The sequence below is a fragment of the Sporichthya brevicatena genome (assembly GCF_039525035.1).
GTDB classification, from domain to species: domain Bacteria; phylum Actinomycetota; class Actinomycetes; order Sporichthyales; family Sporichthyaceae; genus Sporichthya; species Sporichthya brevicatena.
Genome location: NZ_BAAAHE010000011.1, coordinates 115,864 through 141,490, shown reverse-complemented (window position 1 = coordinate 141,490; position 25,627 = coordinate 115,864). Strand labels below are relative to the sequence as shown.

The window sequence follows — 25,627 nt, the reverse complement described above, 5'->3', positions numbered from 1 at the left end:
GTTAAGGATGCCCACCCGCTGTCGAGTGGTTGTGTCCACTCTGACCGACGAGCGTGACACTCGCGCGCCGAGGTGGGTGTGGGAGGCGTCCGTGTGCGGAAACGTATCATTCTGATACGATTCTGCACATGCGGTTGTGGGACCGTCTCGTGGAGCGTGCTGCCGAGCAGCATGGTTACCTCACGACCCGGGACGCACGAGACTTGGGAGTCGACCCGACACAGTTGCGGCTGTTGGCTGCTCGGGGGCGCCTGGAGCGGACCGGACGCGGGGTTTACCGAGTGCCGGTGCTACCGCGAGGCGTTCACGACGAACTCGCCGCAGCCATCGCGTGGACGCTCGGACGGGGTGTGGTCTCCCACGAATCAGCGCTCGCATTGCACGGGCTCGCCGACGTCAATCCCTCTCGGGTCCACCTCACCGTTCCCCGGGACAACCATCCGCGGGCGGCGGGCGGTGCGCTCTACCGAACCCACCGGCGCGAACTCGACCCTGCTGATGTCACGCGGGTCGACTCCCTTCCAGTGACGACGGTGGCGCGCACGATCCGGGACTGCGCCGCCACGGGAACGGACCCGTACCAACTGCGGCGTGCGATCGACGCCGCTGAACGCGAGGGCACGCTGCGACGCGCTACCGCCGCGGAACTGCGTGCCTCGTTGGACCGGGCGAAGCGGGGCAGACCTCGTCGTGAGCCGCTATGACAAGCCGCCGTCCAACCTGCGGTCGTTGCGCGATCGCCTCACCCAGACCGCGCAGCGCGAGGGCCTGGTGTTCGGTCGACTCCAACAGCATGTGGCGGTCCTGGTCGTCGCGCAGTTCGCCTCGCGGTCGGCTGGTGACACCGGCCCTCCGATGCTGTTGGTCAAGGGTGGGTCCTCGTTGGAGCTGCGCTGCGGAGTGGCTGATTCGCGAACCTCGCGTGACCTTGACGTCGTCGCCCGCCGGGATCTCGCCGAGGTTCACGAACGTCTTGCCGAGGCCGGCGAGCGTGGCTGGTCGGGCTTCACCGCGACGTTCACCGCGCCGGAGGAGATCGAGGTGCCTGGTCTGCCGATCAAGCCTCGGCGCTTCGTCGCCAAGCTGAGTTACCGCGGACAACCCTTCGCCTCGGTGCCCATCGAGGCGGCAGCCGTGGAAGCAGGTAACGCGCTCTCGTTCGACGCCATCAGCTCCGAAGCGCTGAGCCTGATCGGGATCCCCGGCGCCGGCGCCATTCCGTGCATGACCGTTCCATGGCAGATCGCCCAGAAGCTGCACGCCTGCACCGCTACCTTGTCGCCGCCGAAGTCGAACGACCGGGCCCACGACCTGGTGGACCTCCAGCTGCTCGAAGCCCTTCTCGGCGAGGTCGAACTTCACGAGACCCGAGCAGCTTGCATCGCGGTCTTCGCAACTCGAGCCCAGCAGTCCTGGCCGCCGGCGATCTCGGTGTATCCCCATTGGGCCGCCATCTACCAACGCGCGCTCGAAGGGCTCGATCACCTCGATCTCGCCGCGACCGTCGACGAGGCTGCCGATCACGTGGGGGATTGATTCGCCGGGTCGACTCTGCGCGAGACATCGGGTAGTCGACCGCCGGGCAGCGGCCGATAACCACGCGGACGGCACGGCTGCGCGCGTGACGTTAAGGATGACGTTAAGCCTGTGAGGCCGACGCGGGCTCGTTAGAAGAGCGGGGCTCGAACCACGATTTGTCCGCGGCTAGTTGTGCTCCGACCACAGAACCGCCGCCGCGGTTGGTGGGAAAAGCGCAAACGGTCCCGGGCCGATCGGGCCGACGATCGAGGTATGGGAAGCAGGCAGATACCTCCGCGTCGGGTAGGGGTCCTCGGGGCGGGGATGGTGGGGCTCTCGACCGGGTGGTTCCTGCAGGAGCACGGGGTCGAGGTGACGGTGCTCGACCGGGCCGGGGTGGCGGCGGGGTCGAGCTGGGGAAACGCGGGCTGGCTGACGCCGAGCATGGCGGTGCCGCTGCCGGAGCCGTCGGTCCTCCGGTACGGAATACGGGCGGTGCTCAGTCCGTCGTCCCCGGTCTACGTCCCGCCGACGACGGACCGGACACTTCTGACCTTCCTCGCCCAGTTCGCCCGCAACTGCACGCCGGCCCGGTGGCAACGCGCGATGCAGGCACTGATCCCGCTGAACAACGGCGCACTCGCGGCGTTCGAGGAACTGGAGCACGGCGGCGTGCGCGCCCGCACCCGCGAGGCCGAGCCGTTCACCGCGGCCTTCCGCACGGAAGCCGACAGTCGCGCGCTGCTCGAGGAGTTCGCGCACATTCGCGCGAGCGGCCAGGCCGTCGACTTCGAGGTCATCAGCGGCGCCGCGGCGCGCCGTGACGAGCCCGCGCTGTCCGCCGAGATCGGCCTCGCCGTCCGCATCCACGGCGAGCGGTTCCTCGACCCCGCGGCCTACGTCGACGCACTCGCCGAGTCTTTCCTCGCGCGCGGCGGCGAGATCGTCGTCGACGAGGAGGTCGCCCACGTGCACGCCGACGCGAACGGCGTCAGCATCGGCGAGCGCCGGTTCGACGCCGTCGTCCTCGCCACTGGCGCTCGCCTCAACCACCTCGCCCGCCGCTTCGGCGTCCGGCGCATCGTGCAGGCCGGGCGGGGCTACTCGTTCACCGTCAAGGTCGACGACCTGCCGCGCGGGCCCGTCTACTTCCCGACGCAGCGCCTCGCCTGCACGCCGCTCGGCGAGCGGCTCCGCATCGCCGGAATGATGGAGTTCCGCGACGTCGACGCCCCGCGCGACCCCCGCCGGATCGGTGCCCTGGTCGACCAGGCACAGGTGCTGCTCCGCGGCGCCCATCTCGACCAGCGCGAGGACGAATGGGTCGGCGCGCGCCCCTGCACCGCCGACGGGCTCCCGCTGATCGGCGTCACGACGGACCCGCGCGTCTTCGTCGCCGGCGGCCACGGGATGTGGGGCATGACGCTCGGACCGGTCACCGGCAAGCTCCTCGCCGCCCAGATCGCGACCGCCGAGCGCCCCGCGGCGCTCGACGCCGTCGACCCGCTGCGCTGACGGTTCGTCAGGTCGAGCTGGGCCGCCACCGCTCGGCCAGGAACTCCAGCTTGAGCGCGAGGCGCTGCACAGGGTCCTCGAGGTCGGCGTCGCACACCTCGTCGATCTGCCCCATCCGGTACCGGACGGTGTTCGGGTGGACGTCCAGCGCCCGCGCCGCGCGCTGCGGCTGGCCCCAGTGGTCGATGACCGCCTCCAGCGTCGCGAGGAGCTGCTCGTCGCGGTCGTCCTCGATGCGCAGCGGCGCGACGGGCGACGATCCCGCGACCCCGGCCATCGCCCGCGCGATCACCACGTGGGCCCACGCCGACTCGACCGCCGCGACCGGCTTGCTCACCTGTTCGTCCGGAAGTCGGCTGACCTCGTCGGCCTCGGTCCGCGAGAGCGGCAGCCGGTCGAGCGTCGCCACCGGGCGGCCCGCGACGGTCCAGATCGTCGGGTCGTCCGCGCGTTCCTGACGCACCATCATCGCCAGCCACTGCCAGCTGCCGGGCGCGGCACCCTCCTCGCGCAGGATCCCGTAGACGACGCCGTCCGCATCCGCGACCAGCGGCCGTCCCCAGCCGTTGCGGCGGGCCAGGGTGGTCCACAGCTCGCACCGCGACTCCGCGGTCAGGTGGTCGGGACCGTGCAGGACCGCCACCCGCCACGGTCCCTCCTCGAGGCCCACGGGCCGGTCCCCGGCGACCCCGCGCAGCAGCGACCGCACGCGGTCGAGCTCGAGGTGATGCTGCAGCTCGCTCTGCGCCCGGAGCCGCAGCAGGAGCAGCGCCAGCGTCTGCGTCGCGGCCGCGAGCTTCGCGTTGCGCTGCGGGCTCACCGGCTCGTCCACCACCGCCCACACCGATCCGAGCCATTCGCTGCCCGCACGTACGGGGAGAACCAGACGCGGCTTGGTGCCGTCCTTCCCGGCCGGGACGGCGAGCGGCTCGTCCGAACTCGCGAGATGCCGGAAGACGCCGAGCGACCGGAAGTGCTCGCGCACCTCCCTCGGCACCTGGCGTCCGACGATGCTGAGCAGCCGCGCGTCGTCGACGTCCTCCTGGCCCGTGGAGTACGCCAGGACGCGTGAGGTCGCGTCCTCGACGGTCACCGGCGCGCCGAGCAGGGTGCTGATCCGGTCGGCCAGCTCGAACAGGTCGCCGTAGACCTGGTCGACCGACTCCGCGGGGCCCGCGGTGGCGTCGAGTGCCGACCGCATTCCCGCGAGCACCCGGGACCACGGGGCGTCGTCCGCGACCGCCAGCAACGCCAGGCCGAGCTCGTCGCAGCGCCGCTGCACGGCGGCGTCGTCCGCCCATTTCCGCCGCAGCGCAACGCCTGCCGCGTTCCCGAGCTCACCCAGCCGGTCGAGCACCTCGCCGGCGTCCCGGTGACCCACGACGAGGACGAGCTCCCCGTGGTGCGCGACCGTCGGACCCCCGGCCTCGATGATCTCGACCCCGAGCACGGGACGGTCCGCTCCCGGCCGCGCGAGCGTCACGACCTCGGTCGGCAGGATCTCGACCAGATCTCTAGCGGTGATCCTGGGCGCTCCCATCGACCGATTGTGCCTGTCGCCCCGTGACGGGATCGACGGGTCCGGGAACGCCGAACGGGCCCCGGACGTGAGGTCCGGGGCCCGTTCGGGTGGTGCGAGGTCAGACCGGGCGGACGTTCTCCGCCTGCGGGCCCTTGGGGCCCTGGGTGATCTCGAGCTCGACGCGCTGGTTCTCGTCGAGGGAGCGGTAGCCACTGGCGTTGATCGCCGAGTAGTGGACGAAGACGTCGGGCTGGCCCTCGACGGCGATGAAGCCGAAGCCCTTCTCGCCGTTGAACCACTTCACAGTGCCCTGAACCATGGTGTTCCTCCTGCCGCATCCGACGGTGAGTCGCCTGCCCCGAATGGGCGTGCTGGGCTCCGTCGTTCGTGATGCGTTGTGCGCCCTGCGGATCTACAAATCCGCGGTCGTCAGGAACGGCGTGGATCGTAAACACTTGCAACTGGCGTCAACGATAGCAGTCACCGAACCGGCCTACGCCTGACGAATCGTCATGTGATCTGCGTGACCCCAGAACCGTGCCGCTGACCTGCAGGAACGGGCTCACTACAGTCGGCGCCGTGGGGGAGATCCTGGTCGTCCAGCCGGATCCGAAGACCGGTATGGACCGATTTGAGACCTGGCTCGTCGACGCGGGCGCCAAGGTGCGGACCCTGCACCCCTATGACGGCGATGCGCTGCCCGAGCGTCTGGACGTCGACGGGCTGATCGTCCTCGGCGGGCGGATGAGCGTGGCCGGTCCCGACGCCTCCCCGTGGGTGGCCGGCGTCCGCGATCTGCTGCGTCAGGGCGTCGAGACCGGCACCCCGACCCTCGGCCTCTGCCTCGGCGGTCAGCTGCTCGCGCAGGCCGCCGGCGGGACGGTCACCGTCGGCGGATCCGGGCTCGAGGCCGGCGCGATCGCCGTCGACCTGACGCCCGCCGCCGCGGACGACGAGCTGTTCGCCGGCGTTCCGGCGCCGTTCCTCACCGGCTCCTTCCACAGCGACTGCATCTCCGAGCTCCCGCCCGGCGCGGTCCTCCTCGGCGGGACCGCGCGCTACCCCCACCAGGCCTACCGGGTCGGCGAGCGCGCCTGGGGGCTCCAGTTCCACCCGGAGCTCACCCCGGACCGCTACCTCTCCTGGCTCGGGTTCGTGAGCAACCCGAGCCCGCAGTTCGCCGACGAGCTTCGGCGCGGACACGAGGATCTCGTGCGTTGCGACGCCGAATTCGCCGCCGCGAATGCGATCCTCGCGCGCCGCTTCGCCGGGGTCGTGCGTGCCGCCTCGCTCGGTCGACGGTCTCTCAGGCCATCGCGACGGGTCGCGCGCGGACGCTCTCGATCCAGGCGGTCCAGTCCTCCATGCCCTCGCCGGTGCGGGCGCTGAGCCGCAGGACGAGGGCGTTCGGGTTGACCTGGCGCAGGTTGCGCTCGAACAGGTCAAGATCGAAGTCGAGGTGCGGCAGCAGGTCCATCTTGTTGATGACGACGACCTCGGCGCTGCGGAACATCACCGGGTACTTGAGCGGCTTCTCCTCGCCCTCGGTGATCGAGTAAACCATCACCCGGTGGTGGGCGCCGACGTCGAACTCGGCCGGGCACACGAGGTTGCCGACGTTCTCGACGATCACCAGGTCGAGGTCGTCCAGCGGCAACTTGTCCAGCGCGGCCGCGACCATCGGGGCGTCGAGGTGGCACTCCCCGCCGAATCCGTTCGCCGTGTTGAGCAGCGACACCCGGGCGCCGGCCTCGCTGAGGCGGTCCGCGTCGATGCTCGTCTCGATGTCGCCCTCGATCACCCCGATGCGCTCGGGGTTCTCGAGCCGGCGGAACGTCGCCGCGAGCAACGAGGTCTTGCCCGCGCCCGGCGAGGACATCACGTTCACGGCCGCGATGCCCGCCGCGTCGAACACCTCCCGGTTCCGGGCGGCGGCCCGGTCGTTCTCGTCGAAGATGCGTTCCAGGACCAGCACGCGCTCCGGGCCGGTGTCGTACCCCTGGTGGTCCCCGTGGTCGTGGTGGTGCTCGTGGTCGCCGTGGTCGCCGTGGTCGCCGTGGTCGCCGTGGTCGCCGTGGTCGCCGTGGTCGTGGTCGTGGGCGTGCTCGGTGCCGTCGTCGTGACGGTGGAAGCGGCCCATCTCAGGCACTCACCAGATCGATCGAGGTGAGCAGGAACTGCTCACCGCCGACGACCGCGACGTCGGTCGATCCGCACTGTCCGCACAGCACCATCAGCACATCCTCCAAGTGGGTCTCGGTGCCGCAGGCGCGACAGGAGACGACGGCCGGCATCGACTCGACCTCGAGCACGGAACCCTCCAGGCCGGTGGATTGGACCACGAGGTCCCAGCAGTACTTCAGCGTGTCGGGGACGACCTGGCGCATGCGGCCGACCTGGAGGTGGATCACGCCGACGCCGCGGCCGTGCGCGGACTGCTCGACGATGCCGTAGATCGAGCGGCACAGGGAAAGTTCATGCATCCGGGCCTCCTGAACACCTAGCGCCGCAGCGTTTCTGACGGGGATTCACCGAACCGCTTCCGGTAGATCGCGGAGAAGTTGCCGAGATGGCCGAATCCCCACCGCTCGGCCACCTCGGTCACCGTGACCCCGTCGCTGGGCACCGCGTCCGCGAGCTCGGCCCGGACCCGTTCCAGGCGCCGGTCGCGAAGGTAGTTCATCGGGGTGGTGCCGAGATCGTCGTGGAACGCCTTCTGCACCGACCGCACGCTGACGTCCAGCGCCTTCGCGATGTCCGGAAGGCCGATCGCCCAGGACAGGTTCTCCTCCATGTACGCGATGGCGCGTCGCACGGTCGTGCCGCGCCGCTGCGAGTTCCCGGCCATCAGGTCCTCGTGGACGTTCGACGGCTGCACCCACAGCAGGGAGGAGATCACGAGCTCCTCGATCGGGCCGGCGCCGATCCCCTGCTGCACGAGCGAGTTCGGGGTCATCACCTCGCTCGACAGCAGCTGCAGCGCCCCGTGCCAGCGCACGGCCGGGTCGGTGGTCAGGTCCATGGCCGGGTCGAACACGACCGGTTTGGTCACCGTTCGACCGAGCATGCGCGCGAGCTGGCGCTCGAGGGCCTGCACCTCGATCCGCACGATCAACTGCGGGGAGTCGAACTCCATCGCCATCTCGAGGTTGATCCCGGGATTCACGACGAGCGCGAGGTAGGAGAGCGCCTCCAGCGGCTTCTCGTCGTACATGCAGCGCGCGCGCCCGGACATCGGCATGTGCACGCTGTAGTGGTCGCCGGTGCAGCCGATCGTGAGCTTGGTCGCCGTGTGGAAGTCCAGGTACGCCAGCGTGACGTCGCGAAGGCGAATCCCGTTCATGGTGGCCTGGAACGGGCCCTCGGCGGTGTTGATCTCCAGGTGGCTGGGGCCCAGGAACTGTCCGACCAGCTCTCTCGCCTCGTCCGGGTCGTCGGTGCAGAAGATCTCGTGCCCGATGAGCGCGGTCGGCACGCCGCGGGAGCGGATGCGACGCCGCGGGGGACCGCCGGTCCGCCGCGTGTCGATGAAGCCCAGTTTGGACAGGCGCCCCACAGGACTTCCTCCTTCCACCGGGCCTAGAGTGCGCCCGTCTGCGCGAATGAGGCAAGAAAGTTGCGCGAATCGGATAGCGCGTGCGGCGTTGCGATAGCCGGTGGCCGGAGAACCCGTCTACGGTCCCGTGACCTGAGTCACGGATCGCCCTCCGGAACTCAGGGTCAGGTCCAGAACTGCGGAAAGGGCCACCATGACGTCAAGTCCCCCTGTCGCACGCCAGGAGTCCCTGGAGACGCTCAAGGCGCGCTTGGACGATCCCCAGGTCGCGGCCGCCCTGTCGAACCTGCTCGATCACGCCGATCTGCTCGCGGTGCTGCTGGTCGGCCTCGACGGGTTCGTCAGTCGCAGCGAGATGATCGGCGACGCGCTCGCCGAGGGTGTCGACGACTTCCGTCAGATCGCGGCGTCGATCCCCAAGCCCGACGGCGTCAGCGGCGGGGACGTGGTCTCCAGCCTCATGACGGTCTCGGCGGTGCTGCCGCGGCTCGCCGAACCGATGGCGCGTCTCGCCGAGTCCGGGCTCATCGAGCGCGTTCTCGACTCCGGCGTCATTGATCACCTCCTCAAGCACGCCGACCTGCTGGGCGTGCTGCTCGACGGCCTCGACGGATTCGTCCGCCGTGGCGACACGATCAGCGACAGCGTCGCCGACGGTGTGGCCGAGCTGCGCGGGATCACCAACTCCGTGCAGAAGCCGGCGGGCATCGACGGTGCCGAGCTCGTGTCGAACCTCGTCTCGCTCGCCTCGCTGCTGCCGGCCCTCACCGGCACGCTCACCCGCGTGGTGGAGTCGCGAATCCTCGACCGGGTGCTGGAGAGCCGCGTCATCGACAGCGTGCTCGACTCCCACGTCATCGAGAACTTCCTCGACTCCGGCATGCTCGCGCCGCAGACCGTCAATCAGTTGGCGATGGTCGGCCGGGCCCTGTCCAACGCCTCGGCCGAGACCGCCGACCCCGCATCGGTGCCGGGCCTCTTCGGCCTCCTCCGACTTCGCAAGGACCCGGAGATCGCTCGGGCCCTCGCCTTCGCCATCGCCATGTCGCGCTCCCTCGGAGCCGAGCTGGAAGCCGGATCGCAGCAGCGGCCGGCCTCGTAGACCCTGCCTCCCCCGCCAGCGCGGGACTTGCCGCCCACGACCCACGGAAGCTGGTTTCGACAATGACCTCAGTGCTCTGGTTCCAAGGGGGCGCCTGCTCCGGGAACACCATGTCGTTCCTCAACGCCGAGGAACCCAACGTCGTCGACCTGATCGTCGACTTCGGGTTGGAGGTGCTCTGGCACCCCTCCCTCGGCCTCGAACTCGGGAACAACGCGCAGAAGTTGTTCTGGGACTGTGCCCGCGGCGAACGTCCCCTGGACGTCTTCGTCTTCGAGGGCACCGTGATGAACGGCCCGAACGGGACGGGCCGCTACGACATGTTCGCGGACCGCCCGATGAAGGACTGGGTGACCGATCTCGCCAACGCGGCGTCGATCGTCGTCGCCATCGGTGACTGCGCCTGCTGGGGCGGTATCCCGGCTGCGGACCCCAACCCGACCGACTCCACCGGCCTGCAGTTCCACAAGCGCGCCAAGGGCGGATTCCTCGGCGCCGACTGGCGATCGAAGTCCGGTCTGCCGATCATCAACATCCCCGGCTGCCCGGCGCACCCGGACTGGATCACGCAGATCATCGTCGCGCTCGCCACCGGCCGCGCCGGCGACATCGCCCTGGACGACCTGCACCGGCCCCAGACCTTCTTCAAGACCTTCACGCAGACCGGTTGCACCCGCGTGCAGTTCTTCGAGTACAAGCAGGCCACGATGAACTTCGGTGAGGGCACGCGCACCGGGTGCCTGTTCTACGAGTTCGGCTGCCGCGGCCCGATGACGCACTCCCCCTGCAACCGGATCCTCTGGAACCGCCAGTCGTCGAAGACCCGCGCCGGGATGCCGTGCCTCGGCTGCACCGAGCCCGAGTTCCCCTTCTTCGACCTCCGTAAGGGGACGGTCTTCAAGACCCAGAAGGTGTCCGGGGTCATCCCGAAGGAGATTCCGGAAGGTTCGGACCACCTGACCTACATGGCACACGCCTCGGCCGCCCGGATCGCGGCCCCGCAGTGGTCGAAGGAGGACATGTTCGTCGTCTGACCCGTCCTGCGGACGTGCGTCACGCGACTGATGCCCTCTCAGATCACTGCCCCTCCTCAGCCCCTGTACTGGCCACGAGAAAGGCCGAGCCATGACTTCAGTCGACCTCTTCGTCTCTCCACTGGGTCGCGTCGAAGGCGACCTCGACGTCCGGGTGACCATTACCGACGGCGTCGTAACGTCCGCCTGGACGGAGGCCGCGATGTTCCGCGGCTTCGAGATGATCCTCAAGGGCAAGGACCCGCAGGCGGGTCTGATCGTCACGCCCCGCATCTGCGGGATCTGCGGCGGCAGCCACCTGTACAAGTCCTGCTACGCGCTCGACACCGCGTGGAAGACCTACGTTCCGCCGAACGCGACGCTGGTCCGCAACATCGCCCAGGCCTGCGAGACGCTTCAGTCGATCCCGCGCTACTTCTACGCGCTGTTCGCGGTCGACCTGACCAACAAGAACTACGCCAAGTCGAAGCTCTACGACGAGGCCGTGCGCCGCTTCGCCCCGTACGTCGGCACCTCGTACCAGTCCGGTGTCGTGCTCTCCAACAAGCCCGTCGAGGTCTACGCGATCTTCGGCGGTCAGTGGCCGCACTCGTCGTTCATGGTACCCGGCGGCGTCATGAGCGCCCCCGGCCTCGCCGACGTCACCCGAGCCACGGCGATCCTCAACCACTGGAAGGACAACTGGCTCGAGAAGCAGTGGCTGGGATGCTCCATCGACCGCTGGATGCAGATCCGCACCTGGGACGACATGATGGCCTGGGTCGAGGAGAACGAGGCCCAGTACAACAGCGACTGCGGGTTCTTCATCCGTTACGCCCTCGACGTCGGTCTGCACAAGTACGGCGCCGGTGTCGGCAACTACCTGGCCACCGGTACGTACTTCGAACCGAGCCTGTACGAGAATCCAACGGTGGAAGGTCGGAACGCGGCGCTGATCAACCGGTCCGGCGTGTACGCGAACGGCCAGTTCAGCGAGTTCGACCAGGCGCGCGTCTCCGAGGACGTCACGCACTCGTTCTACGAGGGCAACCGCCCGCTGCACCCGTGGGAGGGCGAGACCCGGCCCATCGACCCCGAGGTCGGCCGCAAGCAGGGCAAGTACAGCTGGGCGAAGTCCCCGCGCTACGAGGTTCCGGACATGGGACGCGTGCCGCTGGAGGTCGGTCCGCTCGCCCGTCGCGTCGCGGCGGCCGCTCCCGGTGCGGCTGCGCACCAGGACGACGACCCGCTGTTCCTCGACATGATCCAGAAGCTCGGCCCGTCGGTGTTCGTGCGTCAGATGGCGCGCATGCACGAGGGGCCGAAGTACTTCACGTGGGTCATGGACTGGCTCGCGCGCCTCGAGCTCAAGGAGTCGTTCTACGCCAAGCCGGTGGAACCGCTGTCCGGCAAGGGCTTCGGCTCCACCGAGGCCGCCCGCGGGGCGCTGTCCGACTGGATCGTCCTCGAGGACGGCAAGATCGAGAACTACCAGGTGGTCACCCCGACTGCGTGGAACATCGGCCCGCGCGACTCGCTCGAGGTGCGCGGCCCGATCGAGGAGGCGCTCGTCGGCTCCCCGATCGTCGACCAGGAGGACCCCGTGGAGCTCGGCCACGTCGCCCGTAGTTTCGACTCCTGTCTGGTCTGCACCGTCCACGCCTACGACGGCAAGACCGGCCGCGAGCTGAGCAAGTTCGTGGTCAACGGAATGGTCTGACTGATGTCAGCGCCGGCTCCGCACGAGCTGCTCGACGACGGCTTCGCACCCCCTCCGTGCGAGGTTGTGATCATCGGCTGCGGCAACCTGCTGCGCGCCGACGACTCCGTCGGGCCCCGTGTGATCCGGCTGCTGTGGTCGTCCGAGTTACCGGAACAGGTGCGTCTGGTGGACGGCGGGACGGCGGGAATGGACGTCGCCTTCCAGATGCGCGGGGCACGACGAGTGGTGATCGTCGACGCCTCGAACACCGGCGCCGCGCCGGGCACGGTGTACCGCGTGCCCGGCGCGGAGCTCGCCCACCTGCCCTCGCTGCCCGACGTCCACACTCACGCGTTCCGCTGGGACAACGCGCTCGCACTGGGCCGGTGGCTTCTCGGCCCGGAGTTCCCGGAGGACATCACCGTCTTCCTCGTCGAGGCCGCGAACGTCGCGCCGGGGGAGCACCTCACCCCGGCCGTCGAGCAGGCCATGCACGCCGTCGCCGAGACCCTCCGCGAGGAGTTCGTGCGCCCGTACGAGCGGACGGTCGCCACGGTCGAGCTGACGGGCAACGCGTACCTGCGCATGGACGCGCAGCTCGCACGTCGCTACTTCCCCTCCGGTGTGTGCACCGGGTTGCGTGAGGGGTCGGACGTGCTGCTCGTGCCCTTGCACGCCGAGGCGAACGGTGGTCTCGTACTCAAGGAACGCAACCCGGCCGGTGATCGCGCCGTGTTGCTCCGGGAGGTCCTCGGGAACGACGCGCCAGTCGGCGTCTTCCCGGTCGAATGGGATGCCGCCCGGGGACTGCTGCGGATCGACCTGTCTCCGGAGGTGATGCCGGCGAGACCCTGAGGAGGCGGGATGGGGCCCGACAGCGAAGGTCCACCGGCGCGAGAACCTCTCAACCCGGACGGGCCGATCAGCGCCCAGCATGCCGACGCTGTCGAGGTCGAGGTGGTGCCGGACCGAGGCAAGTGGGCGGTGGAGCTCATCGTCCTCTTCGCCGACGAGGTGGTCCGCAAGCGGATCGCCACCTATCGCACCGAACGCCTCGCCCGGATCAGCGCCGATCTGATGAAGAGATCGGCGGAAAGAGAAATTGGCGGAGGTCCCCTCAACGGCTGAGGACCCCGCGGAAAGGTAGCGGTCGCCATGCCCGAACGACCCCACGCCCTGGCTTGTTTCCCCAGCCCCCTGTCTTACGTACTCGTCGACGCCAGGACCGACCCGGAGGCACGGAGATGCCTCGACCTGCTGGCCGCCGGCCGACAGCCGGAGAGCTGGCCGGCCTCGCTGCGGGGCGTCCAGCTCGCCGTCGAAGGTGACGTTGCGTCAGCTGCTGCCTGCTTCGCCGGGCCGTCGCTGGTCGACCGCATCAACCGCTTCGTGCTTGCCCCGGACCCGGCCGACCTCCCGGGCCTGCGGACCGACGCCCCGCCCGAGCTGCTGGGTCTGATCGACGCCTTCGCCTTCGAGGTCGGACTGAGCGACGATCCGCCCGCGCTCGTCGCCGCGAACGGCGAGATCGCCGCCCTCGTCCTCGCGGCCCAGGCCTCGCACGCCGCCGCCACCGGGAGCCCCGACGTCGCGATCGACCTGCTGCGGCGCGCCGCGGCCGAGGCGTCCGCCGTGTCTCCGGCGACCCAGGCGGTCATGCTGGGCACCGCGGGCATGCTCGCCGCCGGGGACCCGGCCGCCGCCACCGACCCGGTCGCCGACCTCACCCAGGCCGTGACGCTGCTGGCCGACTCCGACCTCGCCGTCTCGGCGGCCGAGCTGCATCTCCAGCTCGGGTCCGTGCTCCACGAGCGGGCGGCCGCGGAGGAGCGGCCGCCGCGCGAGGCCATCCACCACTACCAGTCCGCGCTGCAGCTGATCGACGAGGCGAGCGCGCCGTACCTGTGGGCCTCCGCGCACCTCAATCTCGGCACGGCCTACCTCGTGATGCCGATGGTGCAGGCCAGTGACCAGCTGCGCGTGGGCATCGCGACCCAGTCGCTGCGCTCCGCCCTCCGTGTGTTCGCCAAGGAGGCGCACCCGGAGCAGTGGGCGAGCGCGCAGATCAACCTCGCGAACGCCCTCGTCTACATGCCCTCGACGCACCGGGCGGACAACCTGGTCGAGGCCGTCGGCCTTTACGAGGAGGTGTTGGAGCACCGCGACGGCACGGCCGACCCCTCCGGCCGCGCCCGTCTGCTCACCAACATCGGCAACGCGCTCGCGCACCTCGGCGTCTTCGAGGAGGCGAAGGCGCGCCTGGTCGAGGCCCGCTACCTGTTCGAGACCGAGTCCGACCTGGCCGGCGTCATGACGGTCCGTTCGATCCTCGACGAGATCGCCCGGGAGACGGTGCCGTCGGCGGTGTCGTCGTGACCGCCGTTGCCGAACGGCCGGCTCCGACCGCGGTGCCGCCCGAGGACCGCCCGATCGAGGACCTCGCTGCCGCGCTCGACGCGGCGACCGCGGGGCTGACCGAGCTGGACGACGACGCCCGGCGGACGGCCGAGGGCCTGCGGCACGCGCTGGACGACCTGCACCGCGCCGCCCTCGTCCACGTCATCCGGACCTTGCGTGCCGACGAGCGCGGCAAGGAACTGCTGTTCGCGCTCGTCGACGAACCGGCGGTGCGGATGGTGCTCCTCGCGCACCAGCTCATCAAGCCCGACCCCACCACGCTGGCGCGGAGGGCACTGGAGCAGGTGCGCCCGCAGCTGCAGTCCCACGGCGGCGACGTGAGTCTCGACCGCGTCGAGGAGGGCGTGGTCTACGTCCGCCTGTCCGGCGCGTGCAACGGCTGCTCGATGTCGGCCGTGACGATGCGCAACGGTGTCGAGGAGGTGCTCCGGCAGGTGCTGCCGGGGTGCGCGGTCGAGGTGCTGCCGAACGAGCCGGGGCCCGCGCTGATCCCGCTCGGGGAGGTGGGGCTGCGGCCGGGCGCGGCCGACCCGAACTGGCGCCGCACCGGCCCGCTCGACGAGTTCCCGTCCGGCCGCCTGGTCCGGGTCGTGCTGCCGGGGCAGCCGGGGGAGGAGGTGCCGGTCGTCGTGATCAACGTCGACGGGCAGCTCGCGGCCTACCGCGACTCCTGCGCGCACCTCGGGCTGAGCCTGGCCGATTCCGAGGTCGACCCCGCGACCGGCGAGATCACGTGTCCGTGGCACGGCCACCGGTTCGACGGACTCTCCGGGGAGAGCCGCACTCTCCCTGGGGCACAGCTCGATCCGCTGCCGTTACGGGTCGAGGACGGTCACGTCTGGGTTCGGACACGATCCTGATGCGTGTTCAGATCATTCCGGACGGTGGCCAGGCGTCGCCGGTCTGGGCCGGCCGGGCACCGTCCGGACCGGCGGCGTCCTCCTTGGGTTGGCGGCCGTACGTGGAGCTCGGGGCGTCGTCCCCGGGCGCCCTGCGCCTGCCCGACGCGCGTGCGACGGCGACCGGCATGTACGGGCCTCGTGGGGTCTGTCTGCACGACGGTGGTGTGATCGTCGCCGACACCGGCAACCACCGCGTCCTGATCTTCCGTTCGGTCCCGGACTCGCCGGAGGCCCCGGCCGACGTGATCCTCGGCCAGCCCGACGCGACCTCGGAGGCGCCTAACGCCGGCGGCCGTCCCGAGATCGGCATGCGCATGCCCACCGGCGTGCTGGTGACCACCGACGGCCGTCTCGTCGTCGCCGACGCCTGGAACCACCGCCTGCTGGTGTGGGACGGCGTTCCCGACTCGCCGCGGCCCGCCGACCTGATCCTGGGCCAGGCGAGCCCGGACGCGATCGACGAGAACCGCGGCGGCGAGCCCGACGCGACCACGTTCTACTGGCCGTTCGGCATCGCGGAGATCGCCGGGCGGTTCTTCGTCACGGACACCGGCAACCGGCGGGTCCTGATCTGGCGCGCCGGGCTGCCGGCCTCCGCGCAGGTCCCGGCGGACGTGGTGCTGGGCCAGCCCGACGCGGTCTCCCGCGACGAGAACCGCGGCACCGGAACCGGGCCGGACACCTTCCGGTGGCCCCACGCGGTGGCGAGGTTCGGCGACGGCATCTTCGTGGCCGACGCCGGAAACCACCGGCTGCTCGGGTGGCGTGCGATCCCGGAGCAGGATCGACCCGCCGACGTCGTCGTCGGGCAGCCCGACATGGTCACCGCGGACGACTTTCCCTACCGGCCGCAGTCGGCCACCTCGATGCGGTTCCCGTACGCGGTGACGAACGTCGGCGCGGGGATCGCGGTCGCGGACACGGCCAACAACCGGGTGCTGCTCTGGGAGTCCCCGCCGACCGGTCCGGACGCCGGTGCCGACGGTGTCCTCGGGCAGGTGACCTTCAGCGGCAACGGGGAGAACCGCTGGGAGGCGGTCACCTCCGACACGCTCTGCTGGCCGTACGGCATCGCGTGCGACGGGAGCCGGCTCGCGATCGCCGACTCGGGCAACAACCGCGTCGTGATCTGGGCGCAACCGTGAACCGCTCGCCTGCCGTCCTCGCGACGCCCCTCGACCCCACGAGCGTGACACGGCGTCAGATCGTGGTGCGCGGCGTCGTCCAGGGCGTGGGGTTCCGCCCGTTCGTCGCTCGTCTCGCCGCGGAGCTGGGTGTGGTCGGCTTCTGCGGCAATGACGTGACCAGCGTCTTCGTCGAGGCCGAGGGGCCCGAGTCCGTCCTCGATCGTTTCGTCGAGCGACTGCACCGCGACGCGCCTCCGGCCGCCGTGGTCGTCGCCGTGGAGACCTGGACCGTGCCGACGCGCGGGGAGGCGGCCTTCACGATCGTCCCCAGCCGGCACAGCGAGGGCCGCCGGACGCTGGTGCCGCCGGACACGGCGGTGTGCGCCGACTGCCTACGTGAACTGTTCGACCCCGCCGACCGGCGTTACCGGCACCCGTTCATCAGCTGCACGAACTGCGGCCCCCGGTTCACGATCATCACCGACCTGCCGTACGACCGCCCGGTCACGACGATGACCGGCTTCCCGCTCTGCCCGCGGTGCCGAGCCGAGTACGACGACCCGGCCGACCGCCGGTTCCACGCCCAGCCGGTCGCCTGTCACGACTGCGGGCCCCGCATCCGTCTGGAGTTCGACCAGACGGCGGTCACCGGTGACGACCGGGTGCTCGGGGCCGCACACGCCCGGCTGGCCGCCGGCGAGGTGCTCGCCGTCAAGGGCATCGGCGGCTACCACCTCGCCTGCCGCGCCGACGTCGAGGACGTGGTCCAGCGGCTCCGCGACCGCAAGCACCGCCCGGACAAGCCGTTCGCGCTGATGGTCCGCGACCTGGAGGTCGCCCGCAGACTGGTGGAGGTCGGCAGCGCAGCCGAGCGCGCGCTGACCTCCACCGCCGCGCCGATCGTGCTGCTGCGCCGGCGGCCCGGGAGCGGGATCGTCGACGCGGTCGCGCCCCGCCTCGACGAACTCGGCCTGATGCTGCCCTACACGCCGCTGCACCACCTGCTGTTCGCGTCGGTGCCCGGCTCCGACGTGCCGCCGCCCGACGTCCTCGTGATGACGTCGGCGAACCTGTCCGGCGAGCCCCTGTGCTGGCAGGACGACGACGCGCGGACCCGCATGGCCGGCATCGCCGACGCATTCCTCATCAACGACCGCCCGATCGCCGTGCCGTGCGAGGACTCCATCGTCCGCATCGAGGACGGGGTGCGGCCGGACGTCGAGGTCGTGCTCCGCCGTTCGCGGGGGATGGCCCCGTTGCCGACCGAGATCCCCGCGACGGACACCGTGGTGCTCGCGGTCGGTGCGGAACTGAAGAACACGATCACGATCGCCGCCGGGCCGAACGCCTACACCTCCGCGCACCTCGGTGACATGTCGACGCTGGAGGCGCGCGAGGCGTTCCTCCGCTCGGTCGACCACCTGATCGCGCTGCACGGCGTGCCGCCGCAGGCCGTCGCCGCCGACCTGCACCCCGGCTTCCTCACCAGTCGCTGGGCGGCGGAGCGGGCCGAGGCCGAGAACCTGCCGCTGCTGCCGGTTCAGCACCACCACGCGCACCTCGCGTCCCTGCTCGCCGAGCACGGCCGGGTCGGCCGCCCGGTGATCGGGGCGGTCTTCGACGGCACCGGCCTCGGCTGCGACCGCCACGTGTGGGGCGGGGAGATCCTCGCGATCGGCGAGGACGTCACGACCGCCGAGCGCGTCGGCCACCTGGAGGAGTTCCCGTTGCCCGGTGGCGACGTGGCGGTCCGCCAGCCGTTCCGTGTCGCGCTCGCCCTTCTCCACCACGCCGGTCTGGCCGGCCGGGACTGGACGCCGGCCGGGGTGCCCGAGGCCGCCGTGGCGGCGGTGCGCAGCCAGCTCCGCTCCGGCATCGCGTGCGTGCCGACCAGCAGCGTGGGCCGGCTGTTCGACGGTGTCGCCTCCCTGCTGGGCGTCCGGCACGCGATCACGTACGAGGCGCAGGCGGCGATCGAACTCGAGGCCGCGGCCGCGACGGCGAGCGCCGCCCATCCGCTGTCGGCGCCGGTCGTCGACGGCCGAATCCTGGTCGGCCCCCTCGTGGCGGCGGTCGTGGCGGCCCGCGACGCCGGTGTGCCGGTGCCGAACATCGCGCTCGGCTTCCACGAGGCGCTCACCGCTGCGACGGTCGAGCTGCTGACGGCGACGGCCGACCGGACCGGAGTGCGCACCGTCGGGATCTCGGGTGGAGTGTTCGCCAACCGCATCCTGGCGCGTGACCTCGCGCGGGCGCTGGCCCGCCGCGACCTGGATGTGCTGACGCACAGTCGGATTCCCGGTAACGACGGTGGACTGGCCCTAGGCCAGGCCGTCGTCGCCCGAGCAATGCTGCGCAAGGGAAGGAGGGACTGAGATGTGTCTTGCGGTGCCCGGTCGCATCACATCGATCGAGTCCGGCGGAGGACGAGTCATGGCCGACGTCGATTTCGTGGGGGAGTCGCGCGCCGTGTGCCTCGACTACCTGCCCGATCTCGCCGTCGGGGACTACGTCATCGTCCACGCGGGGTACGCGCTCACCCGGGTGACGCCGGAGGAGGCCGAGCGCACCGTCGGCCTCATGCAGGAGTTCGGCCTGCTCGACGAGATGAGCGAGTCATGACCGCGACGCTCCCGCCCGTCTCCGACGCCGCACTGTCCGAGGACCTGGCGGCGGCCGCGCTCGCGATGGCTCGCCGGTTCCACGCCGGCGCGACGCTGTGGGTCGCGGCGCCCGACTGGCCCTCGCACGCCCACCACGTCGCGGTGGAGTTCGTGCACCCGGTCATCGTCGGCACGCGTGCCCTGCCCGCGTTCGTTCTCGCCGAGGCTGACCGTGCCGCCCAGGCCCGCGTCCTCACCCAGGCGGGAGACCTGCTCTGCGTCATCGCCCGCGCCGACGACCCCGTCGCCCGCGACCTGCTGCTCCGCGCGCCGGCGTGGGGTCTGACCACCGTGTGGATCGGTTCCGGTGTGCGGCCCGAGCCTGGCGCGGCCGACCACGTGCTCTGGCTCGACACCGACGACCCGGCCGCACCGCTGGCCGGCGGCTACGTCCGGCTCTACCACCTGCTCTGGGAACTGACCCACGTCTGCTTCGAGCACCCGGGGCTGCTCGAACCGGAGCCGCCGACCGCCGAGGGTACGTGCATCACGTGCAGTGACGAGGGCCGCCTCGGTGAGGTCGTCACCCCGCCGCTCGGTCCGGGTGAGGCTGCGCGGGTGCGTGCCGGTCTGGGCAGCGAGGAGGTCGACGTGACCCTCGTCGGCGAGGTTGCGATCGGCGACCTGCTCCTCGTCCACGCCGGCTTCGCGCTGGCGCGCGTGGGGAGCCCGTCATGACCGCGGTGAACGAGACCGGCTTCCTCTACCCGTTCCTCGACGCCAGCGAGGACAACCCCGAGAAGCTGCTGGCCGACCTGGCGGCGTCGGCCCGCGCGAAGATCGACGAGAGCTCTGCGCTGCAGCGGCGGACCGTGGCCGAGCACGCCGAGAGGATCGGCGCGGCGGCGCAGGCCATGGTGGCCCGGTTCCGGGCCGGCGGCCGCCTCTACACGTTCGGCAACGGCGGCTCCTCGACCGATGCGACCACCGTGGCGTCGCTGTTCGCGCGGGCACCGCGCGGCCAGTCGCTGCCCGCCTGGTGCCTGTCCGACGACCAGGCGATCCTCACCGCGCTCAGCAACGACGTCGGTTTCGACCTCGTGTTCGCCCGGCAGCTCGTCGCCTGCGGCCGCTCGACCGACATCGCGCTCGCGCTGTCCACGTCCGGCTGCTCGGAGGACCTCGTCGTCGCGATGGGCGAGGCCCGGCGGCGCGGGATGCTCACGATCTCGTTCTCCGGCTACGACGGTGGCCGCCTCGGCGTCAGCGACGACGTGGACTTCAGCTTCACCGTCGCGTCGCAGAGCGTGCACCGGATCCAGGAAGCACAGGCGCACCTCGCCTGGCACCTGTGGTCGACCGTCCAGGAAACCCTGTCGTCACCGGCCCACGTCAACGGAGGTGCGTGATGTCCCCGGATCCAGCGACCCAGGTCGACGCCGAGGGGCGGATGCTCCTGCGCATCGAGGAGTTCCGTAAGCGCCGCCCGCGGTTCACCGACTCCGTCGTGACGATGGCGCACGGGGCCGGCGGCAAGTCCTCGGCGGCCCTGATCGACCACGTCTTCGTCGAGGCGTTCCGCAACCCCGAGCTGGAGAACCTGGGGGACGGGGCGGTCCTGGAACTGCCGTCGGGGGAACGGCTCGCCTTCTCGACCGACTCCTTCGTCGTGCAGCCGCTGTTCTTCCCGGGCGGCTCGATCGGGCACCTCGCCGTGCACGGGACGGTCAACGACCTCGCCGTCTCCGGGGCCGTGCCGCAGTGGCTCTCCGCCGCCTTCGTGCTGGAGGAGGGCTTCCCGGTCGAGGACCTCAAGCGGATCGTCGCCGACATGCGCGAGGCGGCCGCGAACGCCGGCGTCCACGTCGTCACCGGCGACACCAAGGTCGTGCCCCGCGGCACGGCCGACGGGCTGTACATCTCCACGGCGGGTGTCGGCGTCGTCCCGGCGGGCGTCTCGCTCGCGGCCGACCGGGTCCGGGCCGGCGACCGCGTCGTCGTGTCCGGTCCGCTCGGCGCCCACGGCATGGCGGTGATGCTCGCCCGCGGCAACCTGGACATCGAGGCCGACATCAGCTCGGACACCATGGCGCTGCACGAGCAGGTGGCCGCCCTGCTGGTGGCCGCCCCGTCGACCCGCTGGATGCGCGACGCCACCCGTGGGGGCCTGGCCACGGTCTGCAACGAGCTCGCCGGTCAGACCGGGCTCGGGGTCGTGCTCGACGAGGGTCTGCTGCCGGTGGCGCCGGCCGTGCTCGGCGCCTGCGACATGCTCGGCATCGACCCGGTCCACGTCGCGAACGAGGGCGTGTTCACCGCGATCGTCGCGCCCGAGGAGGCCGAGGCGGCGGTCGTCGCGCTGCGCGAGACCGCCGGCGGCGGATCCGCGGCGGTGGTCGGCGAGATCGTCGAGAACCCCGGCGGCATGGTCGCCATGCGGACCCCGTTCGGCGGCACCCGGATCGTCGACATGCTCGTCGGCGACCCGCTGCCCCGCATCTGCTGATCACCCGCTGATCGCCAGCAGTATCTGTCGGAACGTCAGAAGGAGCGCGTCATGTGCCTGGGGATCCCCGGTCAGGTCGTCGAGGTCGTCGACGCCGCCGGTCATCTCGCGAAGGTCGACGTCAGTGGCGTACGCCGCGTGATCAGCACTCGCCTGCTCGCCGCCCAGCCCCCGGACGTGGGGGACTGGGTCCTGGTGCACGTCGGCTTCGCGATGGCGCTCATCGACGAGGCCGAGGCCAAGGCGACCCTTGACCAGGTCCAGCGCATGGGCCAGGAGTACGTCGACGAGATAGCCGCGTTCGCGTCCTCCGATTTCGGCGCCGCCAGCGGCGCGCTTCCCGAAGGGAGTGTCCGATGAAGTTCGTCGACGAGTTCCGTGACCCCGCGGCGGCGCGCAGCCTGGTCGCCGCCATCGCCGACCTGGCGGGCGAGGACAGGTTCGCGTTCATGGAGGTCTGCGGTGGCCACACGCACACGATCTACCGGCACGGCCTCGAGCACCTCCTGCCGTCGAACGTGGAGCTCGTGCACGGGCCGGGCTGCCCGGTCTGCGTGATCCCCATGGGTCGCGTCGACGACGCCATCTGGCTGGCGGAGCAGCCGAACGTCATCTTCACGACGTTCGGCGACATGATGCGGGTGCCGGGCTCGAACGGCAGCCTGCTCGACGCCAAGGCCCGCGGCGCCGACGTGCGGTTCGTCTACTCACCGCTCGACGCGCTGAAGATCGCGGTGGAGAACCCGGACCGCGAGGTGGTCTTCTTCGCGGTCGGCTTCGAGACCACGGCTCCCTCGACCGCGGTGACCCTGATGCGTGCCGGCGACCTGGGCGTGACGAACTTCAGCGTCTTCTCCAACCACGTCACGATCGTCCCGCCGATCAAGGCGATCCTCGACTCGCCGGACATGCGCCTCAACGGGTTCCTCGGCCCGGGCCACGTCTCGACCGTCGTCGGCACGCGGCCCTACGAGTTCATCCCGAAGCAGTACGGCCTGCCGATCGTCGTGGCCGGGTTCGAGCCGCTCGACATCCTCGCGTCCGTGCACATGCTGCTCACGCAGATCCGTGAGGGCCGGTGCGAGGTGGAGAACCAGTACAGCCGCGTGGTCCGGCCCGAGGGCAACCCGGCCGCGCTGGAGCTGCTGGCGCGCACGTTCGAGCTGCGTCCGCACTTCGAGTGGCGAGGTCTCGGCTTCATCTCCCAAAGCGCGCTGCGGGTGCGCTCGGACCTCGCGCAGTTCGACGCCGAGGCACGCTACGGCATGCCCGGCGTCCGGGTGGCCGACCCGAAGGCGTGCCAGTGCGGCGAGGTGCTCAAGGGGGTCATCCGCCCGTGGGAGTGCAAGGTCTTCGGCACGGCGTGCACACCGGCCACCCCGATCGGCACGTGCATGGTGTCCTCCGAGGGCGCGTGCGCCGCGTACTACAACTTCGGGCGGCTGCACCGCGAGACCGCGCAGATGGTGGGCGCGGGTGCCGCGCGCTGACCGGCTCCTCGCCGAGGGCGTCAGCGGATCCGTGCTGTTCGCCCGGTACGCGCACGGCCCGAACGCGCTCGGGTACTGCGGCCCGGCCGGGGCCGCGGTGCTCGCTCGGGCCGCCTGCGGTCAGGACGAGCCCGCTGCGGTCGAGGCCGCCGCGCGACGCTTCTCGGGGGCGTGGCCGTACCAGGAGACCATCGCGAATCTGACGGGCCGTTCGCCCATGGACCCGGACGTGGTCCGCGGGTACTGGGTGGGTAACCAGTTGACCGACGAGCTGCCGCGCGAGCAGTTCGCCGAGGTTCTGCTGAGCAACCTCCGTGCGCAGGCCGGGCACTACTGGCCGCACCTGTCGGAGGACCTGAGTGCGGAGGTGGCGCCCTCGCACACCTTCCACGTCTTCGGGGTGTACCCATGGTCCCGGCTGCTCGACGCCGGCCGCCCGGAGCCGCTGCACGTCCTGGAGTCCTGCCGGATCGGCTGGGGCCGGGTCATCGCCGTCCACGCGGACCAGTTGACCGTGCGCACGCGCCGACTGGACCTCACCGACGGGCGGCTGAGCCTGAGCGCGGAGTACGACCGTCGGGTGGACTACCGGGTCGACGGTGACGCCTTCGTCGCCGACCCCGTCGAGGGCGACCTCGTGGCGCTGCACTGGGACTTCGCGTGCGACCGCCTGACCGAGTTCGAGGTGACACGGCTGGAGGCCGATCTGATGCGGCAACTGGAACTGGTGGCGCAGCGGGGGACGTCGTGACGCGGCCGGTGATCGTGCAGGACGAGGGCCAGATCGGGTTCCACTGGTCCACCCCGACCGGTGTGCCGGTCCGGCTCGACGCGTTGGTGAAGACCGACGACGAGCCCCGCCGCCTGCTGCCGACCCACCTGGAGGCGTTGGACGACGCGCTCATCATCGCCGCCGGGCGTTTCGGCGAGATCCTCGGCGGCGGCCGTGGCCCGGCGGACGACGCCGAACGCACCGGGCTGCGCGAGCTGCACCGCGCGATGGACCGGCTCAGCTGGGAGTACCACGCGGCCGTCGAGTCGATGGGAGCGGTGATCTCGACCCGAGCGGGCCAGATTCTCGGGACGGCGTTCCTCATGAGCGTGATGGCCCGTCGCCCGCTGTCGCTGCTCGGGCCGGCCCCGTTCGAGGGTGAGCTCGACGAGCCCGGGATCGGTGTCGTCGCCGGGTACGGCGACCTGGTGTGGGTCGACGGCGACCGGCCCTGGCGCGGCGCGCGCTGGGTCGTGCGCACCGAGGACGGCCGCCGCCTGCCGGCGACGCTGTCGATGCTCCTGTTCGACAGCTCGGGAGTGCAGAAGGACGCCGCCCGCGACGAGCACCGCGCGGCGATCGGCGAGGTGCTCGCGGCGCTCCCCACGGACGACCTCGACGCGATGACCGCGGCGAGTGCGCTCGACTGGATGCTCTACGACTGGCTCATGGCCCACCGGGACGGCCCGGACAGCGCGGCGGTCGACGTGAAGGACCGCCCCGACGACGCGGTGATGATCGTCCGCGCGGCGGCCGCCTCCACCGAGCTCCGGGCCCGGTTCGACCCGGAGCTGTTGCGGATCCCGGCCCGCTGTCCGGCCTGAGGAACTAGCTCCGGCGGTCGGGCAGGGGCGTGATACCCCGCTCGTCCTGCAGGCCGGTCGGCGAGTGCCAGTAGGGCACCGCCGGCCGCCCGGTCAGGTGCCGATGAGCCCGGGGTCGACGGGCCCCCACGGCACCGACGGCCCACGCCATGGCCAGGGCAACGCAAGCAAGTGAGCCGGAGAAGACGATGATCCACGCACTGAGGTCCGAAGTCTCGTTCATTGTTATCCTCCCGGCATCAGCGTGATCCCCGACTGTCTGACGGGTCCTCACACCAGTGGGTGAACAAGGGGGTGGATCGTTCTCCCCCCAGCGGGCAGCGCGGCCGACCCGCCCGCGCGACGGCTCCCCCTCACACAGCGAGGGGGAGCGCCGTCGCCGCCCGGCGCAGTTCCGCGGCGCGGTCGGCCAGGGAGTTGCCCGCGAACAGGGCGGAGCCTGCGCAGAACACGCGAGCCCCGGCCCGGGCGGCCGCGGCGATCGTCGCCGGCCCGATACCGCCGTCCACCTCCAGTTCGATGTCGAGCCCGCGCCGGTCGATCTCGGCGCGGGCGGCGGCGATCTTCGGCTCCATCGAGGCCAGGTAGGCCTGCCCGCCGAACCCCGGGTTCACAGTCATGATCAGCAGCAGGTCGACCAGGTCGAGCACGTGCTCGACGGTCTCGAGGCCCGTTGCGGGGTTGAGCGCGACGCCCGGCCTCGCCCCGAGCTCGCGGATCGTCGACAGCGTGCGGTGCAGATGCCGGCAGGCCTCGGCGTGCACGATGACGATGCCGCAGCCGGCCTCGACCCAGCGCGACAGCATCGGGTCGGGGTGCTCCACCATCAGGTGGGCCTCGAAGCCCATCGTGACGCGGTCCCGGCACGCGGCGATCACGTCCGGCCCGAACGTCAGGTTCGGGACGAACCGGCCGTCCATCACGTCCCACTGGATCCGGTCGATCCCGGCCTGCTCGATCGCGACGACCTGGTCGCCGAGTTCGGCGAAGTTCGCGGGCAGGACTGACGCGACGAGCGTCGGTGCGATCTCGGGCACGGCAGAGCTCTCCTTGCTCG

At 71.1% G+C, this 25,627-nt stretch carries 28 protein-coding genes; 21 read left to right on the top strand and 7 right to left on the bottom strand.

The window, feature by feature from the left end; all coding sequences use genetic code 11:
- The first annotated feature begins 128 nt into the window (after window positions 1-128).
- The 3 genes from ABD401_RS08230 (at window position 129) to ABD401_RS08220 (ending at window position 3,033) form a co-directional block, all read left to right on the top strand.
- Window positions 129-704 carry a type IV toxin-antitoxin system AbiEi family antitoxin domain-containing protein gene (locus tag ABD401_RS08230; RefSeq protein ID WP_344603476.1) on the top strand — a complete coding sequence of 192 codons (576 nt, stop codon included), beginning with the start codon at window positions 129-131 and terminating at the stop codon, window positions 702-704.
- Window positions 691-1,536, top strand: coding sequence for a nucleotidyl transferase AbiEii/AbiGii toxin family protein (locus ABD401_RS08225; RefSeq protein ID WP_344603474.1), 846 nt, complete (start codon window positions 691-693; stop codon window positions 1,534-1,536). The genes ABD401_RS08230 and ABD401_RS08225 overlap by 14 nt, the downstream gene beginning before the upstream one ends.
- Before the next feature lie 255 nt (window positions 1,537-1,791).
- Window positions 1,792-3,033, top strand: coding sequence for an NAD(P)/FAD-dependent oxidoreductase (locus tag ABD401_RS08220; RefSeq protein ID WP_344603472.1), 1,242 nt, complete (start codon window positions 1,792-1,794; stop codon window positions 3,031-3,033).
- Between the two features lie 7 nt (window positions 3,034-3,040).
- On the opposite strand, the gene ABD401_RS08215 is transcribed toward ABD401_RS08220, so the two are convergent.
- Both ABD401_RS08215 and ABD401_RS08210 read right to left on the bottom strand, forming a co-directional pair.
- Complete coding sequence (locus ABD401_RS08215) at window positions 3,041-4,573, bottom strand: PucR family transcriptional regulator (RefSeq protein WP_344603470.1); 1,533 nt, start codon at window positions 4,571-4,573, stop codon at window positions 3,041-3,043.
- 100 nt (window positions 4,574-4,673) lie between these two features.
- Complete coding sequence (locus ABD401_RS08210) at window positions 4,674-4,874, bottom strand: cold-shock protein (RefSeq protein WP_019874824.1); 201 nt, start codon at window positions 4,872-4,874, stop codon at window positions 4,674-4,676.
- Between the two features lie 260 nt (window positions 4,875-5,134).
- Here ABD401_RS08210 and ABD401_RS08205 point away from each other — a divergent pair, with 260 nt between their 5' ends.
- Complete coding sequence (locus ABD401_RS08205; protein ID WP_344603467.1) at window positions 5,135-5,944, top strand: type 1 glutamine amidotransferase; 810 nt, start codon at window positions 5,135-5,137, stop codon at window positions 5,942-5,944.
- On the opposite strand, the gene hypB is transcribed toward ABD401_RS08205, so the two are convergent.
- The 3 genes from hypB to ABD401_RS08190 are packed head-to-tail and all read right to left on the bottom strand — an operon-like array spanning window position 5,862 to window position 8,111.
- Window positions 5,862-6,695: a hydrogenase nickel incorporation protein HypB gene (hypB, locus tag ABD401_RS08200; protein WP_344603547.1), complete on the bottom strand. Its 834-nt coding sequence runs from the start codon at window positions 6,693-6,695 to the stop codon at window positions 5,862-5,864. The genes ABD401_RS08205 and hypB overlap by 83 nt on opposite strands.
- A 1-nt stretch (window position 6,696) precedes the next feature.
- Complete coding sequence (locus tag ABD401_RS08195; protein ID WP_344603465.1) at window positions 6,697-7,038, bottom strand: hydrogenase maturation nickel metallochaperone HypA; 342 nt, start codon at window positions 7,036-7,038, stop codon at window positions 6,697-6,699.
- Between the two features lie 17 nt (window positions 7,039-7,055).
- Window positions 7,056-8,111, bottom strand: coding sequence for an AraC family transcriptional regulator (locus ABD401_RS08190; RefSeq protein ID WP_344603463.1), 1,056 nt, complete (start codon window positions 8,109-8,111; stop codon window positions 7,056-7,058).
- A gap of 193 nt (window positions 8,112-8,304) precedes the next feature.
- On the opposite strand from ABD401_RS08190, the gene ABD401_RS08185 reads away from it, so the two are divergent.
- The 17 genes from ABD401_RS08185 (at window position 8,305) to ABD401_RS08105 (ending at window position 24,570) form a co-directional block, all read left to right on the top strand.
- A complete protein-coding gene (locus ABD401_RS08185; protein WP_344603461.1) occupies window positions 8,305-9,213 on the top strand; it encodes a DUF1641 domain-containing protein in 909 nt (302 codons plus the stop codon).
- Between the two features lie 62 nt (window positions 9,214-9,275).
- Window positions 9,276-10,247 carry an NADH-quinone oxidoreductase subunit B family protein gene (locus ABD401_RS08180; RefSeq protein WP_344603459.1) on the top strand — a complete coding sequence of 324 codons (972 nt, stop codon included), beginning with the start codon at window positions 9,276-9,278 and terminating at the stop codon, window positions 10,245-10,247.
- Between the two features lie 91 nt (window positions 10,248-10,338).
- A complete protein-coding gene (locus tag ABD401_RS08175; protein ID WP_344603457.1) occupies window positions 10,339-11,946 on the top strand; it encodes a nickel-dependent hydrogenase large subunit in 1,608 nt (535 codons plus the stop codon).
- A 3-nt stretch (window positions 11,947-11,949) separates the two neighbouring features.
- Window positions 11,950-12,783 carry a hydrogenase maturation protease gene (locus tag ABD401_RS08170; RefSeq protein ID WP_344603455.1) on the top strand — a complete coding sequence of 278 codons (834 nt, stop codon included), beginning with the start codon at window positions 11,950-11,952 and terminating at the stop codon, window positions 12,781-12,783.
- A gap of 9 nt (window positions 12,784-12,792) precedes the next feature.
- Window positions 12,793-13,056: a hypothetical protein gene (locus ABD401_RS08165; protein WP_344603453.1), complete on the top strand. Its 264-nt coding sequence runs from the start codon at window positions 12,793-12,795 to the stop codon at window positions 13,054-13,056.
- A 27-nt stretch (window positions 13,057-13,083) separates the two neighbouring features.
- A complete protein-coding gene (locus tag ABD401_RS08160) occupies window positions 13,084-14,304 on the top strand; it encodes a tetratricopeptide repeat protein (RefSeq protein ID WP_344603451.1) in 1,221 nt (406 codons plus the stop codon).
- Window positions 14,301-15,206 carry a NifU family protein gene (locus ABD401_RS08155; protein ID WP_344603449.1) on the top strand — a complete coding sequence of 302 codons (906 nt, stop codon included), beginning with the start codon at window positions 14,301-14,303 and terminating at the stop codon, window positions 15,204-15,206. Before ABD401_RS08160 ends, ABD401_RS08155 begins: the two co-directional genes overlap by 4 nt.
- The gene (locus ABD401_RS08150; RefSeq protein WP_344603447.1) at window positions 15,206-16,393 is read left to right on the top strand and encodes an NHL repeat-containing protein; all 1,188 of its coding nucleotides are present in this window, start codon (window positions 15,206-15,208) and stop codon (window positions 16,391-16,393) included. The genes ABD401_RS08155 and ABD401_RS08150 overlap by 1 nt, the downstream gene beginning before the upstream one ends.
- Window positions 16,390-18,750, top strand: a complete 2,361-nt coding sequence (gene hypF / locus ABD401_RS08145; RefSeq protein WP_344603445.1) for a carbamoyltransferase HypF — start codon at window positions 16,390-16,392, stop codon at window positions 18,748-18,750. Before ABD401_RS08150 ends, hypF begins: the two co-directional genes overlap by 4 nt.
- A 1-nt stretch (window position 18,751) precedes the next feature.
- Window positions 18,752-18,997 (top strand): HypC/HybG/HupF family hydrogenase formation chaperone, encoded by a 246-nt coding sequence (locus ABD401_RS08140; protein WP_344603443.1) that lies wholly within the window; start codon window positions 18,752-18,754, stop codon window positions 18,995-18,997.
- Complete coding sequence (locus ABD401_RS08135; protein WP_344603441.1) at window positions 18,994-19,716, top strand: HypC/HybG/HupF family hydrogenase formation chaperone; 723 nt, start codon at window positions 18,994-18,996, stop codon at window positions 19,714-19,716. Before ABD401_RS08140 ends, ABD401_RS08135 begins: the two co-directional genes overlap by 4 nt.
- Window positions 19,713-20,387, top strand: coding sequence for a D-sedoheptulose-7-phosphate isomerase (locus tag ABD401_RS08130; protein ID WP_344603439.1), 675 nt, complete (start codon window positions 19,713-19,715; stop codon window positions 20,385-20,387). The genes ABD401_RS08135 and ABD401_RS08130 overlap by 4 nt, the downstream gene beginning before the upstream one ends.
- Complete coding sequence (gene hypE / locus ABD401_RS08125) at window positions 20,387-21,484, top strand: hydrogenase expression/formation protein HypE (RefSeq protein ID WP_344603437.1); 1,098 nt, start codon at window positions 20,387-20,389, stop codon at window positions 21,482-21,484. Before ABD401_RS08130 ends, hypE begins: the two co-directional genes overlap by 1 nt.
- 51 nt (window positions 21,485-21,535) lie before the next feature.
- Complete coding sequence (locus ABD401_RS08120; RefSeq protein ID WP_344603435.1) at window positions 21,536-21,844, top strand: HypC/HybG/HupF family hydrogenase formation chaperone; 309 nt, start codon at window positions 21,536-21,538, stop codon at window positions 21,842-21,844.
- Entirely contained in the window at window positions 21,841-22,974 is a 1,134-nt protein-coding gene (hypD, locus tag ABD401_RS08115; RefSeq protein WP_344603433.1) for a hydrogenase formation protein HypD, read from the top strand. Before ABD401_RS08120 ends, hypD begins: the two co-directional genes overlap by 4 nt.
- The gene (locus ABD401_RS08110; RefSeq protein ID WP_344603431.1) at window positions 22,961-23,725 is read left to right on the top strand and encodes a DUF6390 family protein; all 765 of its coding nucleotides are present in this window, start codon (window positions 22,961-22,963) and stop codon (window positions 23,723-23,725) included. The genes hypD and ABD401_RS08110 overlap by 14 nt, the downstream gene beginning before the upstream one ends.
- Window positions 23,722-24,570 (top strand): hypothetical protein, encoded by an 849-nt coding sequence (locus ABD401_RS08105; RefSeq protein ID WP_344603429.1) that lies wholly within the window; start codon window positions 23,722-23,724, stop codon window positions 24,568-24,570. The genes ABD401_RS08110 and ABD401_RS08105 overlap by 4 nt, the downstream gene beginning before the upstream one ends.
- Before the next feature lie 4 nt (window positions 24,571-24,574).
- Here ABD401_RS08105 and ABD401_RS08100 read toward each other — a convergent pair whose 3' ends face one another.
- A complete protein-coding gene (locus tag ABD401_RS08100; protein WP_344603427.1) occupies window positions 24,575-24,793 on the bottom strand; it encodes a hypothetical protein in 219 nt (72 codons plus the stop codon).
- A 130-nt stretch (window positions 24,794-24,923) separates the two neighbouring features.
- Window positions 24,924-25,607 (bottom strand): ribulose-phosphate 3-epimerase, encoded by a 684-nt coding sequence (gene rpe, locus ABD401_RS08095; RefSeq protein ID WP_344603425.1) that lies wholly within the window; start codon window positions 25,605-25,607, stop codon window positions 24,924-24,926.
- Between the last annotated feature and the right edge of the window lie 20 nt (window positions 25,608-25,627).

Bases quoted from the DNA above. Each gene is read 5' to 3' on its own strand.
- ABD401_RS08230 (WP_344603476.1), top strand. From the start codon at position 129: ATGCGGTTGTGGGACCGTCTCGTGGAGCGTGCTGCCGAGCAGCATGGT.
- ABD401_RS08220 (WP_344603472.1), top strand. From the start codon at position 1,792: ATGGGAAGCAGGCAGATACCTCCGCGTCGGGTAGGGGTCCTCGGGGCG.
- ABD401_RS08215 (WP_344603470.1), bottom strand. From the start codon at position 4,573: ATGGGAGCGCCCAGGATCACCGCTAGAGATCTGGTCGAGATCCTGCCG.
- ABD401_RS08210 (WP_019874824.1), bottom strand. From the start codon at position 4,874: ATGGTTCAGGGCACTGTGAAGTGGTTCAACGGCGAGAAGGGCTTCGGC.
- hypB (WP_344603547.1), bottom strand. From the start codon at position 6,695: ATGGGCCGCTTCCACCGTCACGACGACGGCACCGAGCACGCCCACGAC.
- ABD401_RS08195 (WP_344603465.1), bottom strand. From the start codon at position 7,038: ATGCATGAACTTTCCCTGTGCCGCTCGATCTACGGCATCGTCGAGCAG.
- ABD401_RS08185 (WP_344603461.1), top strand. From the start codon at position 8,305: ATGACGTCAAGTCCCCCTGTCGCACGCCAGGAGTCCCTGGAGACGCTC.
- ABD401_RS08180 (WP_344603459.1), top strand. From the start codon at position 9,276: ATGACCTCAGTGCTCTGGTTCCAAGGGGGCGCCTGCTCCGGGAACACC.
- ABD401_RS08175 (WP_344603457.1), top strand. From the start codon at position 10,339: ATGACTTCAGTCGACCTCTTCGTCTCTCCACTGGGTCGCGTCGAAGGC.
- ABD401_RS08170 (WP_344603455.1), top strand. From the start codon at position 11,950: ATGTCAGCGCCGGCTCCGCACGAGCTGCTCGACGACGGCTTCGCACCC.
- ABD401_RS08165 (WP_344603453.1), top strand. From the start codon at position 12,793: ATGGGGCCCGACAGCGAAGGTCCACCGGCGCGAGAACCTCTCAACCCG.
- ABD401_RS08160 (WP_344603451.1), top strand. From the start codon at position 13,084: ATGCCCGAACGACCCCACGCCCTGGCTTGTTTCCCCAGCCCCCTGTCT.
- ABD401_RS08150 (WP_344603447.1), top strand. From the start codon at position 15,206: ATGCGTGTTCAGATCATTCCGGACGGTGGCCAGGCGTCGCCGGTCTGG.
- ABD401_RS08140 (WP_344603443.1), top strand. From the start codon at position 18,752: ATGTGTCTTGCGGTGCCCGGTCGCATCACATCGATCGAGTCCGGCGGA.
- ABD401_RS08135 (WP_344603441.1), top strand. From the start codon at position 18,994: ATGACCGCGACGCTCCCGCCCGTCTCCGACGCCGCACTGTCCGAGGAC.
- ABD401_RS08130 (WP_344603439.1), top strand. From the start codon at position 19,713: ATGACCGCGGTGAACGAGACCGGCTTCCTCTACCCGTTCCTCGACGCC.
- hypE (WP_344603437.1), top strand. From the start codon at position 20,387: ATGTCCCCGGATCCAGCGACCCAGGTCGACGCCGAGGGGCGGATGCTC.
- ABD401_RS08120 (WP_344603435.1), top strand. From the start codon at position 21,536: ATGTGCCTGGGGATCCCCGGTCAGGTCGTCGAGGTCGTCGACGCCGCC.
- hypD (WP_344603433.1), top strand. From the start codon at position 21,841: ATGAAGTTCGTCGACGAGTTCCGTGACCCCGCGGCGGCGCGCAGCCTG.
- ABD401_RS08100 (WP_344603427.1), bottom strand. From the start codon at position 24,793: ATGAACGAGACTTCGGACCTCAGTGCGTGGATCATCGTCTTCTCCGGC.